Genomic DNA, 14,607 nt, shown 5'->3' with positions numbered 1-14,607 from the left:
TGAGGAGAAAAAAAGCTTAGCCTTGATAAGCATAGACTATTTTTACAATCGCATCGATTGTATATTGACCAGATTGAATCGGCGGAGCTTCGCTTTTGGTGACAGATGCTGCTTCAGCAGAAAAAGTGGGAAACGGTCTAATTGCCTGAATCCGCTGCTCTGTTATTTTTATAGGCATAGGACTTAGCGATGCACCTATTGCTTTAGCTATTTCATCGGCCTTTTCCTTTGCGTTTTGTACGGCCTTTTTTAATGCCCTCCGATAAAGGGCATCCTGCTGAGATATAATAAACTGAAGCATCCCGCTGCGATTGATCCCATTTTTTATGGCTGTATCATAAATGATTCCGATGGATTTTAAATCCTTCACTGTTACTTCAAATTGGTGCTCTACTTCATAGCCTCTAAGAATTGTTTTTCCTTCAATATAATCATAACGAGGATTCACGGAATAAATGGTTGTTCTAATTTCATTGTCATCAATTCCTAATTGTAATAACTTCTGTATTACTGAATTTGAAATACTTGTATTTTCATCCTGGGCAATTTGCACATCGGAATTTTCAGTTACTACCCCTAATGTGATGATTGCTTGGTCGGGTTTAGCTTTTAATTTGCCTTCTCCTTCAATTATCATAGTAAAAGGATAGTAGCTTCTATTATATGAACGTGGTTGATGGTACTGGAATCCTTGGGGAAAGTGCATGACCTCACCTCTAACGATTGATTTGAATATCACATATATAATATGTAGCGGAACAGGACTGCGATACGTGAAAAGTCGAAAAGTTTTCATGATGGTGGAAGGAATTTTCATTATAATGGAATATAACGTTATAATAATAACAACAACCTAATATTCAGATTGATTTTCTGTTTCTGCTTGAAGTGAGGTGTATTCATGGATTTGCATCAATTATATATTTTTACAAAAGTGGTCGAGCATAGAAGCTTTTCAAAGGCAGCAGAGCATGTTTTTTTAAGTCAATCGACAGTCAGCTCTCATATTCATTCATTGGAAAAAATGTTTAATGTCACACTTTTTGACCGAGTTGGAAGGGAGAGTGTCCTCACTCCACATGGGGAAAAGCTGTATGAATGGGCACTAAAACTCTTGGAATTAAAGGACCAGGCTTTGCTTGATTTAAGTCAGGATATGACGGAGTTAAAGGGAAATATCCGGATAGCCGCCAGTTCCGTACCTGGACAATTCTTAATTCCAAAGATGGTCAAGCAATTTAGAAGAGATTATCAGCATATTGTCTTTCATATTAATCAATCCACTTCGAAAAATGCTGCTGAAAAGGTCATAAATGGGTCTGTTGATTTTGGCATAATCGGTGAAAAATATGAGCATGACAGGCTTCGTTACATTCCGCTGTTAAAAGAAAAGCTGGTATTGATTTCATCTGCTGGGATGGATTTCTCTAGCCCTGTTAATATTCATGAGCTGGTAAAATATCCTTTTGTCATGCGTCATTCTGATTCCGGAACGAATGCACTTCTTGAACGGTTCTTAAAAGAAAATGGCATTACACATGATCAACTGAATATCATTGCCTACACAGACAGCAGTCAAAGCCTCATGCAATTTGTAAAAGAAGGAATAGGGATTTCCATTATGTCTGAGATTGCGGCAAGAGAATATAGCGGTAGTGAACGTATTCGTTTGTACGATATTGAAGATTTTTATCATGAAAGATTTTTCTATCTTGTGTACAATATTAATCGTACACAATCCGTTGCATCAAATAAGTTTATTGAAGAAGCCAAAAGCTTGATATAGAAAAGAGCGAACATGCGTGTTCGCTCTTTTCTACTATATTCATTAATCTACTGTCTTGGACATTTCAATGACTAAAAAGTGAGAGGCTTCAGAAGCTTGAATCGTAATATCCTCTTCAACAATTTCCAGAGCATCTCTAGCCGTTAAAGTAGTTTCGTTAATGGTGGAGGCTCCTTCTATTTGTATTAAATAGGCTTGTCGTCCCTCTTTGACAGGAAAATGTATTTCATTATCTTGTGAAAGCTCTAATGAGTATAAGTTGACATCTTGATTAATTTTAATTGGTGCGGTCCCTTCTTTACTGGATACCATATGAAGCCATTTATTATGACGGTCATCCCATTTAAAGCGGTAATCACCATAATTAGGCTTATAACCTCGTTCATCTGGAAAAATCCAGATTTGCAGCATTCTTAATGTATGATCTCTATAATTATGCTCGCTGTGCAGGACGCCTGTCCCTGCACTCATATATTGTACCTCGCCTCTTGTTATGGTTTTCTGATTTCCCATACTATCAGCATGTGTTAGGTTCCCCTGTACGACATACGAAATAATCTCCATATCCCGGTGTGGATGTGTACTGAAGCCTGTCTGTGGTGCAATTAAGTCGTCATTAATTACCCGCAGTGCCCCGAAATTTATATTAGCTGGGTTATAATACTCTGCAAATGAGAAATGAAAGATACTTTGCAGCCAGCCTAGGTTACTTCTGCCCATTTTTTGATGATCTATTTTTCTTAACATGACTATCTCCTTCAATTCCTTTTATTATTAATCAATTATCTGACGTAGCTTATGATATTTTTAGGAAAATACTTTTAAATAAAAAATCTTTAATTCAAGATAAATTATAAAGGTTATTTTACTAGGATGTCAATTGAATAATTTTACCTTTTCTGAATTTATATCATTATATAAATATGATAACATTTAAATAGAATCTTCAGCAGATTGGAAAAATTGAGAAGGGGAATGGAAAAATGAATATTGTTGCTTCAGAGAGATTAAAAAAGCTAACAACCGGAATTTTTACAGAGCTGGCTAATAAAAAACAGGAGGCCCTTAAAAGAGGAATAGATGTTATTGATTTAAGTGTTGGGAGTCCTGACATGACTCCTGCAGCTAGTGTGGTAGAGGCTCTGATAGAGCATAGTAAGGATATTTCAAAGTATGGATATACATTAAAGGGAATTGATGAGTTTCAAGAGGCAGTTACTTTTTTTTACAATAAAAGGTATGGTGTGGACCTTAATCCTGAGAATGAAGTGCTGCAGTTGATGGGATCTCAGGATGGACTTTCCCATTTGGCTACCGCCATGGTTAATCCTGGTGAATATGTTTTGGTGCCTGACCCAGGTTACCCTATTTATGAAGCAAGTGTGACGCTAGCAGGAGGACATATTTATCCGATGCCATTGCTCGAGGAAAATCAATATCTGCCAAAGCTCGATGAAATTCCGTCAGAGATATTACGTAAAACAAAGATGATGATTATCAGTTATCCTGGAAATCCGGTAACAGCCTTGGCGAACGCAACCTTTTTTGAAGAGGTTGTACGGTTTGCGAAGAAACATAATATTCTTGTCGTTCATGACTTTGCCTATTCTGAATTAATTTTCGACCATCATCCACAGATAAGCTTCCTGTCGGTTCCAGGGGCTAAAGAGGTAGGGATTGAATTTAATTCGTTGTCAAAGACCTTTAATTTGGCAGGCTGTCGCATTGGATATGCTGTAGGGAATACGGAGGCCATTAAGATTCTAGCTGCCTTGAAGTCCCATATTGATTATGGGATTTTTTATCCGATTCAAATGGCAGCAGTCACAGCTCTTACATCAGATTACTCTGCTCTTAGCGACCAGGTAAAAGAGTATGAGAAACGGCGAAATGTTCTTGCCGCGGGCTTAGCAAAGGCTGGTTGGCACGTAGCCAAATCTCCTGCGACCATGTTTATTTGGGCAAGGATTCCTTCCGGCTGGAGCTCCCGTGAGTTTGCATTTGAATTAATTGAAAAAGCGGGTGTAGCAGTTGTGCCGGGCGATGCGTTTGGTAAAATAGGCGAGGGATATGTGAGAATGGCTCTTGTACAGTCCTCTGAGAAGCTAGCGGAGGCGGCTGAAAGAATCCAGCAATTTCTTCAAAATCGAGTCGATTATGTAAAAAATAATAATTAACCTTCAAAAACCAGCTAATCACAAAGGCTGGTTTTTGTTTTGTCCTTTGAATTTAATATAATTACAATTCTTGTAATATTAGAGCAAAGAAACTGAAAAGAAGCCTTGTTAAAATGATAGGAAACGATTTTGAACGATTAAAATTAATGGAGAAGAGGAATTCTAATGGAAACTCATGTGAAGCAGTCGCTAGTAGAATGGAAAAAGGAAATTAATGACCGATTGCAGGAAATAGATGAGGAATATGAAAAAACAAAAAATGAACTTCAACTATATTCCTATAAATTTAGTATTACAAAGCAGGTTGTACAATCAACAGTTAATGAAGACATCATTAGGAGTATCCGTGAAATGTATCATAAGCCCTTCGAACAGCGATTTAACCAATTGAAAGAGGCAATTAAGGATTTGGAGGAAAGAAAGAAAGTATTTCAAATGTTTATTGATAAAATAGATAAAATAATTGATTAAAAAATAAGATGTCAGGGCACCGCTAAAAGACAAATAAGGTATATTTGTCTTTTGCGGTGCCCTGACATAGCTTATTAAAAGGACGGTTTTACAACCATAAACCAAAGCATTAGCATGAGGAGGAGAATGTACATCCAGAGCGAACGAGTCAGTTGGTTCACTAATTTCCCTTTTTCAGCATCATTTTCATGGAATTTTTTCAGTTTTGGTGTAAAGGCTCGCGCCAGAAAAAATATGGAGGAAAACAAAATCACAAGCGTCATGATAACCCAAGGCGTACCCCAGGTCCATGGACCAAGCCATATGAGCAGAATGCCTGTGATAATCAAGACGTGGCCGGCATGCTTTGTCAGCCTGACGACCATGAGAAACATTTGTAAATAGGCTTCCTCTTTATTTTGCTCGTTTGTCTGGCGAAGCTTTCTTAAAACTGGAATGAGAATAAAGAACGGTCCAATCGAGACAATAGAACTGCTCACGTGTAAATAAATGATTATTCGATATAGAGAATCCACTTTTCTTAGACGTTACTCATTAACGGGTCTGAACTCATGTACCCATACCCGCATTTGCGGAAGCCATGGCATTCCCGGATGAAAGGATAGTATAGATTCTTTATATTCTTCAACATTTTGATAGCCTTCTTGAATGGCGTGCTCATCTGTTAATTCCCCAAGTGCCTGCGAATAAACCTTTTCTACAACAAACTTTTTACCCTTTAACTCCATGACTTCTCCTACATCTGCATATCGTCCATTTCTGCGGGTAGCTGTTTTTTTACCATCAAGTACCTTTTGGACATCAGCCTCCACTGTCACAAGTCGCTCAATGGAACAGGTTTTTGGTGGTAATGCATTGTTTTCTTCAGTATGATTCATTTCAGTAACATCCTTTCACTGTATAGTTTTATATAATTTACCACATTTTTTGTCGAACTACTAATCATAATGGGTTCACTATCCGGTGTCAGGCACCACAGAAAAATGATACACTTTATAGGAAGGAACCTAAATAGAGGTGTGGATGATGAAAACTGTATTGGTTATTGGAGGCGGGGTTACCGGCCTGTCAGCAATGTATGAGTTACAAAAGTGGAAAAAGGAACATCAGAAGGAAGTGCGGCTTGTGCTTGCTGAGTCATCGGACAAGCTTGGTGGGAAGATTCGAACAGTGAAAACGAATGATTTCATTATGGAATCGGGTGCGGACTCGATGGTGGCTAGAAAAGCGAACGCTATGTCGTTTATTCAGGATCTCGGCTTGGAGGGTGACGTTGTGTATAATGACACCGGAATTTCCTATATTTTTACTGGGGGCGAATTAAAACCCATACCGAAGGAATCTGTATTTGGAATCCCAGTCAGTATTGAGTCATTAGCGAAAAGTACACTTGTATCTGCTGAGGGTAAGGTAGAGGCCTTAAAAGACTTTTATACAAAGAATCAAAGCTTTACAAAAGATGATTCTGTCGGTGATTTTTTAGAATATTGCTTCGGCAGAGAGTTGGTAGAAAAGCAAATTGCTCCGGTTCTGTCAGGGGTATATTCTGGGAAGTTAAGCGATTTAACAATCTCTTCAACGCTCCCTTATTTATTGGAATACAAGGAGAAGTATGGAAGTGTTATCAAGGGCTTTGCGGCTAATAAGGAGCAATTCCAAAGTGGTGAGCGAAAATTTATATCCTTTAAAAATGGCTTAGGCTCACTAATTGATACATATGAACAGAAGCTTGAAGATGTAGAAATGATGAAAAATACAAAGGTAACCAGTATTAAGAAAACAGGTAGTCATTATCAGGTTTCTTTTAACCATCAGGAAGTAATGGAAGTCGACCAAATCATGCTCTGTATTCCGCACTCAGAGGCAGAAAGGTTAATTTCGGATCAAGTGCTGGCTAAACAGTTCAGCCAGTTAAAGAATAGCTCACTAATAAGTGTATACATGGGCTTTTCAATAAAGGATGAAGTGCTTCCTTTAGAAGGAACTGGATTTATTACTGCCGATAGTCAAGAAATTTCCTGTGATGCCTGTACATGGACAAGCCGAAAATGGAGGCATACATCAAAGAGCGGGAATCTTCTTGTAAGACTTTTTTATAAAAGCAGTAACCCAGCCTTTGCAAAGCTGCAGACCATGTCTGAGTCCGAGCTACTAAAGTTTGCAATGTCTGATTTGCAACAAAGTCTTGGTATTGAAGCGGAGCCGGCAGTAAGTATAGTCACTGACTGGTCTGGCACGATGCCAAATTATTCTATTTCTCATCCGAAAACGGTACAAGCCATTGAAGGGAAATTGGCATCAGACTATCCGGGTGTTTTCATTGCTGGATGCTCCTATTATGGTGTCGGAATTCCTGATTGTATAGAGAATGGACAAAGAACGGCTCATAAGATTATTTCATCCCTATAACTAAACGAAACAGGATAGCAAGTGGCTGTCCTGTTTTTTCTGTATATTTTTCGTTTGGATGATATCGATAGATGCTCAATGAATTGGTCACATTAAGTACATAATTCTAAAAATAAGAAACATTTGATTAGTAAAAAAATATTGACGAAACAAATAATGACCGTTATGATAAGAGTGCAACAAATAATTACGAACGGCATTCGATAATGTCGAACAAAGCTTAGGAGGACAGTCGTGGCAGAACGTTTTATTCAATCAGTTGAAAGAGCGGCAGATATCCTTGAATTGTTCATGACTTCAAAGCCTGAATTAAGTATCAAAGAAATTAGTGAACAACTAGGCTTGTCGAAAAGCACTGTTCACGGGCTGATCAAAACCCTAGAGCATAGAGGATACCTCCAGCAAAATTCCGAGGATTTAAAGTATAGGCTTGGTTTAAAGCTATTTGAACTAGGTTCTTTCATTGGTAATCAATTGGATATTGTCAAAATTGCACAGCCAATCATCAAGGAAACAGTAGAAAAATTAAAAGAAACGGTTCACCTTGTGGTTAGACAGCAGGATGAATTAATTTATGTTGAAAAAGTGGAAGGGCCGCATCAGTTAAGAATTTCCTCCCATGTGGGAAAAACGGCACCAATTCACTGTACTGGCTTGGGGAAAGCCATTCTAGCCAATTTGGATGAAAAAGAAGTGGACCGTATTTTAACTTCTACCGAATTGAAATCGTTTACGGAATATACTGTAACCGATATCAATGAAATTAAAAATCAGCTCGAATTTACAAAAGACCATGGTTATTCGATGGATGATGAAGAAATTGAATTAGGACTCAAATGTGTTGCGGCCCCGATATTTGATCACAACGGGAAGGCGATCGCTTCCATCAGCTGTGCTTCACCGAAAATGAGGCTAACAGAAGACAGACTTCCTGTCGTTATTGAGGGGATTAAAAAAGCTGCGGCAGATATTTCAAGATGTCTAGGCTACAAAGATGTTTCTCATTTCAAAAAGTGAGAACAGATTATTATATAAACTTTTAAATATAGGAGGAGAATTATTTTGGCAAAATTAAAAGCAGCTATTATCGGTTCAGGTAATATTGGAACAGACCTTATGGTCAAATTAGGAAGATCAGAGTATTTAGAATTAACTGCGGTTATCGGAATTGACCCTAACTCAGACGGTTTACGCCGTGCAAAAGAAGCTGGTTATGCAGCAGTTGATACTGGAATCGATGGTTTTTTTGCAGACCCTAATTTAGAAGCAGACGTTATGTTTGATGCTACTAGTGCGAAAGCTCACCTTTATAACGATAAATTATGTCAAGAGCGCGGAATTAAAATGATTGACTTAACACCGGCTGCAGTTGGACCATATGTATCTCCTGCAGTTAACATTAGTGAACACTTAGATAAAAGCAATATCAATATGATCACTTGTGGTGGACAAGCGACGATTCCAATGGTACATGCGATTAACCGTGTATCTAATGTTGTCTATGGTGAAATCGTTGCAACGATTTCAAGTAAATCTGCAGGCCCTGGTACTCGTGCCAATATCGATGAGTTTACTGAAACAACTTCTAAAGCAATTGAAGTCGTTGGCGGGGCTGACAAAGGGAAAGCAATTATCATCCTAAACCCAGCTGAACCTCCAATCATGATGCGTAACACAGTTTATGCACTTGTTGAAGAAGGAAAAATGGATGAGCAAGGTATCCGTGATTCTATTGCAGAAATGGAAAAGGTTGTTCAATCTTATGTTCCTGGTTATAAGCTGCGTGCAGAACCAATTTTTGAAGGCAATCAAGTGACTGTTCTTATTGAAGTAGAAGGTGCTGGAGACTACTTACCTAAGTATTCTGGTAACCTTGATATTATGACATCTGCTGCAGTACGTGTTGCAGAAGAGTTTGCAAAAAATGTTAAGAAAGAAACAGTTTAAGCTGGAGAAAGGGGATAAAAAATAATGACAATCGAAAGAGATATATTAATAACTGAAGTAGCCCTACGTGATGGAAGCCACGCTGTTAGACACCAATACACAGTAGACCAAGTAGTTGCTGTAACAAAAGGATTAGCTGATGCAAATGTACCTTATATCGAAGTAACACATGGTGACGGATTAGCAGGATCTTCATTACAATACGGCTTATCTAAAGTAAATGAAATGGAATTAATTGAAGCAGCAGCATCTGTTGCAGGCGATTCTAAGGTTGCCGTTCTATTATTACCAGGTATCGGAACACTTACTGAATTAAGAGAAGCTGCAAACCTTGGTGCAAAAATGGTTCGTGTTGCAACACACGTAACAGAAGCTGACGTAGCACCACAGCATATTGCTCTTGGTAAAGAATTAGGAATGGAAGCTGTTGGGTTCCTTATGATGGCTCATATGGCTCCAATTGAAAAATTAGTTGAGCAGGCTAAATTAATGGAAAGCTATGGAGCAGACATTGTTTATGTAACTGACTCTGCTGGTTATTTACTTCCTGAGCAAGTAACAGAACGCATTAATGCTCTAAGACAAGAGCTACAATGTGAAATTGGTTTCCACGGCCATAACAACCTATCTATGGCAATGGCAAACACGGTTGCAGCGATTAAAGCTGGTGCAACTCGTATTGACGGAAGTGTTCGCTGCTTCGGTGCAGGTGCAGGTAACACACAAACAGAAGCACTTGTAGCTGTTTGTGAGCGTATGGGAATCAAAACTGGTATTGATTTATATAAAATCGAAGATGTTGCAGAAGAAATTGTTGCACCACTTCTACCAGTAACACCAACGATTACAAGAGAAGCGATCACACTTGGCTATGCAGGTGTATACTCTACATTCGCTTACCATGCAAAACGTGCAGGTGAAAAATTTGGCATCGACGCTCGTGATATCCTAATCGAATTAGGTAAACGTCAAGTTGTCGGTGGACAAGAAGATATGATCATTGATGTTGCTGCAGAGCTAGCTAAAGCAAAAACAGTAGCTTCTAAATAATAAATTCTAACATAAAAGGAGATTCTTCTATATTAATAGTTGAATCTCCTTTTTTGATTTGCATCATAATTTTTTTGTCAACTACATAAAGATAAGCTATACTTTTTTTATATGGAAATAAAGAATGCCTAATGGAAGGGAGATAAATATCATTAAAACGATTGTCAACGTACTTTTCATCATAGCAGGATTTTTATCTCTTGGCTTAGGAATGATAGGAATTATTTTGCCGTTAATACCCACAACGCCGTTATTCCTTCTAGCGGCTTTTTGCTTTGTTAAAGGGTCTAAGAAATTTGATCGCTGGTTTAAAGGAACTGATTTATATAGGAAATATTTAGAGGACTTTGTTAGGGATAAATCAATGACGCGTAAGCAAAAGTGGACTATTCTACTGTTTGCAGATGTCATGATTTTAATTGCCTTTTTCCTTACTGACAAAATTTTTGTAAAAATTATTTTGTTGCTTGTGATTGCTTATAAATACTATTATTTTATGACTAAAATAAAGACGATTAAGGAATAGAGATTCTATTGGGGGGCAGGAGAATTGTATTTAACTATTAAAGAAACAGCTGAATATTTGGCTGTGGCGGAGCCTGTAATTGAAAGGCTTATTCAGGAAAGACGGATTCGAGCGATACATGATGGAGAGCAGTATCTCATCAGTAAGAATCAATTTACTACCCATTTTAAACAGCTGGAGAAGTATAAGGAATTGGTCGAAGAATATTATAATGAACCGATTCCTGAGGATCGAGATATTAAGGATGAGGATTAGAAAAAAGCTTAGACAGATTGATTTGCCTAAGCTTTTTTTGTCCGTAAATGACTTACTGTTATTTTTCTTTCCCATGGTCTGCTATTCCAGCGTTTCAGTGCGAGGAGACCTCTGATCCATTCATCCATTCCTTGGGCAATCCAAACACCGAGTAGCCCTAACCCAAAATGAACACCCAATATATAGCTGAAAACTACGGCTATTCCCCACATGAAGATGATACCTGTAATAAGTGGAAAACGTGCATCACCGGTTGATTTTAAAGAGTTCATTAATACGATGTTCATCGCTCTTCCAGGTTCAATGAATACTATAGCCCATAGCACAGGTATACCGACAGTTAGTATATTTACATCATCTGTAAATATACTTAGAACAGGTGAACCAATAAATGCAATCAGTAATGAAACAGCGAGAGAGGCTACCATGGAAATTTTCAATGTACGCATTCCGCGTCGAAAAGCACGTTCATATTGTTTGCCACCAATATAACGAGCAACTAAAAGCTGTGTCCCCATGGCAATGGCCATCGTGAACATAAAACAGACCATGGAAATGTTGAGAATATAAACACGGGCTGCAAGGGATGAAGCACCAAGAGAAACGACAATACCCGTAATGATTAATTGTGAGAATTGATAGGACAGACTTTCACCAGCAGACGGGATGCCAATGGAAAGAAGTCCTCGGAAATCCTCCAGTTTAATTCTAAATAGGTCTTGTAATTTCAATGAGAATGATAGCTTTTTATAAATCACATAAAGGAGTACGATAACCGATATGGCCCTTGCTACGACAATCGCCCATGAAACACCGATTACCCCAGTTATTGGTAGACCAAATATTCCAGAGAGGGCAAGAATATTACCCCCTATACTTATCAGGTTCATCAGTACAGTGACAAACATGGATTCCTTTGTGTAGCCATAGCTTCTAAGTACGGCACTAAGTGCAAGTGAGAGGGATTCGAGAAACAGTGAAAGCCCGCAAATCTTGATGAAAATTAATCCATACTCAAATATTTTTCCTTCAACATCAAATAATGTAAGGAAGTGTTCGCCAAAAATATAGACGATGAGAGCAACGATGATTCCAAACCAAAAATTTATTCCAAAGGCAGAGCGGGCCATCTGTCTGGCTTGCGGTAGCTGTCCTGCCCCTATTTTTTGACCAATTAGTATGGTAGCACCTACGGAGGTTACGTTGAAAACCAGAATAAAAATATTCAGCAGTTGGTTTGCAACCCCAACTCCTGCTGCAGCAGAGTCTGAGTAATGACCAAGCATAAAGGTAGCAATAATCCCCATACTCATATGCAATGCTATTTCAATAAAGAGAGGCCAAGTTATTTGAAAAAGAGTTTGTTCTTTATAGCTGTCCTTATGTTCATTCAAATTCTTTGTTTGCTCCTTTACTATCTTAAATTATAGTACAATACCAGTCTATTTTATTCCTATTTTTAAAAAAGTAAAGAGCAATAGTTTGATGGAACAACAAAGTTAGGATAGAAATTTATGGTTAGGAACAAAAAAAAGCTTAGATTTATTACCATCTAAGCCTTTCTAGCGTGCTCGTTCAAATACTGCATGATATATAGTGTCCATTCATTCATATCAATTTAAATATAAACATAGGGGCATACGATGAGCTTGCAAGCATCAGTCAGGAGAGAATTTGCCTTTACCATTTTGCCTTTATCCAGGTCTTCCAAGGCTCCTGCAATGCTTGCAAAAGCTTGGTATTGAAGATTGACTCCGTTTAGACAGTCTTCATGGATTTTCTGTAACCTAAACGATGTTAGTTCAACGCGCTCAAGCTGTTGTAAAAATATTTCATAAACAGGAATAACTTCATAAATCAAAGTATTGTAAAGCTCCTGGTCTGTTGTATAATGGTCCCCTGTAACGCGTTCAAATGCAGCTATCGCCTCCTTCTCTAAGTGGGAAATTTCCGCCAGCTCTTCCTGTAAATAACTGTGTATCTCCTCGCGCATAGAGTCCCGATAGCAACTGGAAAGAATCGAAGTTAAAAATAACCCCGGAGTCAATAAAAGTCTCTTCAATCAGGTTTCACCTCCATTTCAATGTATGAGGATTAGGGTATAAATATACATTGATTTCTGGATAGGTGAGGCTGGTGTAACTCCGGTGGAATTCCTGCAGTATTAAAAGGCCTGTTTCAAAGAAACAGGCCTACCTTCTATATTACAATTTAAATGAACTCTTTAAAGACACAATCATATTAAAGACTGATTTGTCCGCTGTAGAATGCTTTGGATCGACATTGAAATAGCCATGACGGAAAAATTGAAATTTATCCTGCGGCTTGACTTCCTTCATATTTGGTTCAATAAAGCCTTGAACCGTCTGAAGGGAATTCTTGTTCACATGGTCAAGGAAGGTTGTTTCTTCTCCGGATTGTGCAGCTTCATTTAATTCTTCGTCTAAAATCAACGGCTCATATAAACGGAATTCAGCGGGAATAGCCTGCGTTGCTTCTACCCAATGAAGAGTTCCTTTCACCTTGCGGCCAGTAAATCCAGTTCCACTTTTTGTTTCTGGGTCGTACGTACAACGAAGCTCAATAACATTCCCATTTTCATCTTTAATGACTTCTTCACATTTGATGAAGTAAGCATGCTTCAAACGAACTTCATTACCAGGGAAAAGACGGAAATATTTCTTTGGCGGATTCTCGATGAAGTCATCCTGCTCAATGTAGATTTCACGGGAGAATGGAATTTGTCTTGAGCCCATTTCTGGATTTTCTGGATTAATTTCAGCATCGAGCATTTCAACCTGTCCCTCAGGATAGTTTGTTATGACTACTTTTAGCGGCCGCAGGATACCCATTGTACGCGGTGCCTTTAGCTTTAAATCCTCTCTGACAAAGTGCTCAAGCATTGCTGAGTCAACTGTACCGGCATTTTTGGATACACCAGTTTCTTTTACAAATTCACGAATGGCTTCCGGTGTGTAGCCTCTTCTGCGTAGACCGGAAATCGTTGGCATACGTGGATCGTCCCAGCCATCAACATATCCTTCATCAACCAGCTGTTTCAGCTTACGTTTACTCATTACTGTATTGGTAATATTCAAGCGTCCAAACTCGTATTGATGAGGCTTGCTTTCCATTTCACATTCTGCGACAACCCAATCATAAAGCGGACGGTGGTCCTCAAATTCAGTTGTACAAATGGAATGAGTCACACCTTCAATCGCATCCTCAAGCGGGTGGGCAAAATCATACATCGGATAAATGCACCATTTATTGCCTGTGTTATGGTGTGTTGCATGGGCAACACGGTAAAGAACAGGATCACGCATATTTAAATTTGGCGAGGACATATCGATTTTTGCTCTCAGTACCTTTGATCCGTTTTCAAATTCGCCCTTTTTCATGCGATTAAACAGGTCAAGGTTCTCCTCGATGGAACGGTCACGATATGGGCTCATTTTTCCAGGCTCTGTTAAGGTACCGCGGTATTCACGTATTTGCTCTGCTGTTAAATCATCAACATAGGCCTTGCCTTTTTTGATGAGAAGAACGGCACGCTCATACATTTCATCGAAATAGTTTGAAGCGTAGAAAAGACCATCCCACTCAAATCCAAGCCAAGAAACATCTTCTTTTATGGAGTCAACGAATTCTTGGTCTTCCTTCGTTGGGTTTGTGTCGTCAAACCGTAAATTGGTTTTTCCGTTAAAGTCATCCGCAAGCCCAAAATTGATCACAATAGACTTGGCATGACCAATATGTAAGTAGCCGTTTGGCTCAGGAGGAAAACGAGTAATAATCTCTTTATGTTTTCCTGACTCAATATCTTCCTTTATAATACTCTTAATAAAATTTGATGAGTTATTTTCCAACCTAAATCAGCCTTTCCTAGGTTTATATTTACACTATTATAGCAAATAAAAAAGCAACCCTTAAATGAATTTGTGATATTTTCTTATTATAACCATATTTTATCGACAACAATCGAG

Annotated in this window: 16 protein-coding genes; 9 read left to right on the top strand and 7 right to left on the bottom strand. The window is 38.4% G+C overall.

Annotated elements, in window-relative coordinates; genetic code table 11:
* Window positions 1-16: 16 nt before the first annotated feature.
* On the bottom strand, window positions 17-706 hold the full coding sequence (locus tag BQ5321_RS20305; RefSeq protein WP_071396209.1) for an SIMPL domain-containing protein: 690 nt from the start codon (window positions 704-706) through the stop codon (window positions 17-19).
* 195 nt (window positions 707-901) lie between these two features.
* On the opposite strand from BQ5321_RS20305, the gene BQ5321_RS20300 reads away from it, so the two are divergent.
* Window positions 902-1,786 (top strand): selenium metabolism-associated LysR family transcriptional regulator, encoded by an 885-nt coding sequence (locus BQ5321_RS20300; protein ID WP_071396208.1) that lies wholly within the window; start codon window positions 902-904, stop codon window positions 1,784-1,786.
* 42 nt (window positions 1,787-1,828) lie between these two features.
* Here the strand turns inward: BQ5321_RS20300 and BQ5321_RS20295 are convergent, their stop codons facing one another.
* Window positions 1,829-2,533 (bottom strand): pirin family protein, encoded by a 705-nt coding sequence (locus BQ5321_RS20295; RefSeq protein WP_071396207.1) that lies wholly within the window; start codon window positions 2,531-2,533, stop codon window positions 1,829-1,831.
* A gap of 236 nt (window positions 2,534-2,769) precedes the next feature.
* Here BQ5321_RS20295 and BQ5321_RS20290 point away from each other — a divergent pair, with 236 nt between their 5' ends.
* Window positions 2,770-3,963, top strand: a complete 1,194-nt coding sequence (locus BQ5321_RS20290; RefSeq protein WP_071396206.1) for an LL-diaminopimelate aminotransferase — start codon at window positions 2,770-2,772, stop codon at window positions 3,961-3,963.
* A gap of 165 nt (window positions 3,964-4,128) precedes the next feature.
* On the top strand, window positions 4,129-4,434 hold the full coding sequence (locus tag BQ5321_RS20285) for a hypothetical protein (protein WP_071396205.1): 306 nt from the start codon (window positions 4,129-4,131) through the stop codon (window positions 4,432-4,434).
* A 74-nt stretch (window positions 4,435-4,508) separates the two neighbouring features.
* Here BQ5321_RS20285 and BQ5321_RS20280 read toward each other — a convergent pair whose 3' ends face one another.
* Together BQ5321_RS20280 and BQ5321_RS20275 are read right to left on the bottom strand one after the other, a co-directional pair.
* Window positions 4,509-4,949 (bottom strand): DUF2269 family protein, encoded by a 441-nt coding sequence (locus BQ5321_RS20280; protein ID WP_071396204.1) that lies wholly within the window; start codon window positions 4,947-4,949, stop codon window positions 4,509-4,511.
* Window positions 4,950-4,961: 12 nt separating this feature from the next.
* Window positions 4,962-5,312 (bottom strand): ASCH domain-containing protein, encoded by a 351-nt coding sequence (locus BQ5321_RS20275; protein WP_071396203.1) that lies wholly within the window; start codon window positions 5,310-5,312, stop codon window positions 4,962-4,964.
* Window positions 5,313-5,460: 148 nt separating this feature from the next.
* Between BQ5321_RS20275 and hemG the strand changes: the two genes are divergently transcribed.
* The 6 genes from hemG (at window position 5,461) to BQ5321_RS20245 (ending at window position 10,621) form a co-directional block, all read left to right on the top strand.
* Window positions 5,461-6,843: a protoporphyrinogen oxidase gene (gene hemG, locus BQ5321_RS20270; RefSeq protein ID WP_071396202.1), complete on the top strand. Its 1,383-nt coding sequence runs from the start codon at window positions 5,461-5,463 to the stop codon at window positions 6,841-6,843.
* A 234-nt stretch (window positions 6,844-7,077) separates the two neighbouring features.
* On the top strand, window positions 7,078-7,860 hold the full coding sequence (locus BQ5321_RS20265) for an IclR family transcriptional regulator (RefSeq protein WP_071396201.1): 783 nt from the start codon (window positions 7,078-7,080) through the stop codon (window positions 7,858-7,860).
* Window positions 7,861-7,905: 45 nt separating this feature from the next.
* Window positions 7,906-8,790 (top strand): acetaldehyde dehydrogenase (acetylating), encoded by an 885-nt coding sequence (locus BQ5321_RS20260; protein WP_071396200.1) that lies wholly within the window; start codon window positions 7,906-7,908, stop codon window positions 8,788-8,790.
* A 24-nt stretch (window positions 8,791-8,814) separates the two neighbouring features.
* Complete coding sequence (gene dmpG / locus BQ5321_RS20255; protein WP_071396199.1) at window positions 8,815-9,840, top strand: 4-hydroxy-2-oxovalerate aldolase; 1,026 nt, start codon at window positions 8,815-8,817, stop codon at window positions 9,838-9,840.
* A gap of 124 nt (window positions 9,841-9,964) precedes the next feature.
* Window positions 9,965-10,366, top strand: coding sequence for a YbaN family protein (locus BQ5321_RS20250; protein ID WP_071396198.1), 402 nt, complete (start codon window positions 9,965-9,967; stop codon window positions 10,364-10,366).
* A 24-nt stretch (window positions 10,367-10,390) separates the two neighbouring features.
* Window positions 10,391-10,621, top strand: coding sequence for an excisionase family DNA-binding protein (locus tag BQ5321_RS20245; protein ID WP_071396197.1), 231 nt, complete (start codon window positions 10,391-10,393; stop codon window positions 10,619-10,621).
* A gap of 26 nt (window positions 10,622-10,647) precedes the next feature.
* On the opposite strand, the gene BQ5321_RS20240 is transcribed toward BQ5321_RS20245, so the two are convergent.
* From BQ5321_RS20240 to BQ5321_RS20230, 3 genes are all read right to left on the bottom strand, one after another.
* Window positions 10,648-12,015 carry an MATE family efflux transporter gene (locus tag BQ5321_RS20240; RefSeq protein WP_071396196.1) on the bottom strand — a complete coding sequence of 456 codons (1,368 nt, stop codon included), beginning with the start codon at window positions 12,013-12,015 and terminating at the stop codon, window positions 10,648-10,650.
* A gap of 224 nt (window positions 12,016-12,239) precedes the next feature.
* Window positions 12,240-12,683 carry a hypothetical protein gene (locus tag BQ5321_RS20235; RefSeq protein ID WP_071396195.1) on the bottom strand — a complete coding sequence of 148 codons (444 nt, stop codon included), beginning with the start codon at window positions 12,681-12,683 and terminating at the stop codon, window positions 12,240-12,242.
* A 142-nt stretch (window positions 12,684-12,825) separates the two neighbouring features.
* Window positions 12,826-14,490 carry a glutamine--tRNA ligase/YqeY domain fusion protein gene (locus tag BQ5321_RS20230; RefSeq protein ID WP_071396194.1) on the bottom strand — a complete coding sequence of 555 codons (1,665 nt, stop codon included), beginning with the start codon at window positions 14,488-14,490 and terminating at the stop codon, window positions 12,826-12,828.
* Window positions 14,491-14,607 lie beyond the last annotated feature (117 nt).

This window comes from Bacillus tuaregi (assembly GCF_900104575.1).
Classification (GTDB): domain Bacteria; phylum Bacillota; class Bacilli; order Bacillales; family Cytobacillaceae; genus Bacillus_BD; species Bacillus_BD tuaregi.
The sequence above is the reverse complement of the archived record's forward strand: the minus strand, read 5'-3'. Positions and strand labels throughout refer to the sequence as shown.

Excerpts from the sequence above, each read along its gene's own strand:
- BQ5321_RS20250 (WP_071396198.1), top strand. The coding sequence starts at position 9,965 with ATGCCTAATGGAAGGGAGATAAATATCATTAAAACGATTGTCAACGTA.
- BQ5321_RS20290 (WP_071396206.1), top strand. The coding sequence starts at position 2,770 with ATGAATATTGTTGCTTCAGAGAGATTAAAAAAGCTAACAACCGGAATT.
- dmpG (WP_071396199.1), top strand. The coding sequence starts at position 8,815 with ATGACAATCGAAAGAGATATATTAATAACTGAAGTAGCCCTACGTGAT.
- BQ5321_RS20275 (WP_071396203.1), bottom strand. The coding sequence starts at position 5,312 with ATGAATCATACTGAAGAAAACAATGCATTACCACCAAAAACCTGTTCC.
- BQ5321_RS20305 (WP_071396209.1), bottom strand. The coding sequence starts at position 706 with ATGCACTTTCCCCAAGGATTCCAGTACCATCAACCACGTTCATATAAT.
- hemG (WP_071396202.1), top strand. The coding sequence starts at position 5,461 with ATGAAAACTGTATTGGTTATTGGAGGCGGGGTTACCGGCCTGTCAGCA.
- BQ5321_RS20295 (WP_071396207.1), bottom strand. The coding sequence starts at position 2,533 with ATGTTAAGAAAAATAGATCATCAAAAAATGGGCAGAAGTAACCTAGGC.
- BQ5321_RS20300 (WP_071396208.1), top strand. The coding sequence starts at position 902 with ATGGATTTGCATCAATTATATATTTTTACAAAAGTGGTCGAGCATAGA.
- BQ5321_RS20285 (WP_071396205.1), top strand. The coding sequence starts at position 4,129 with ATGGAAACTCATGTGAAGCAGTCGCTAGTAGAATGGAAAAAGGAAATT.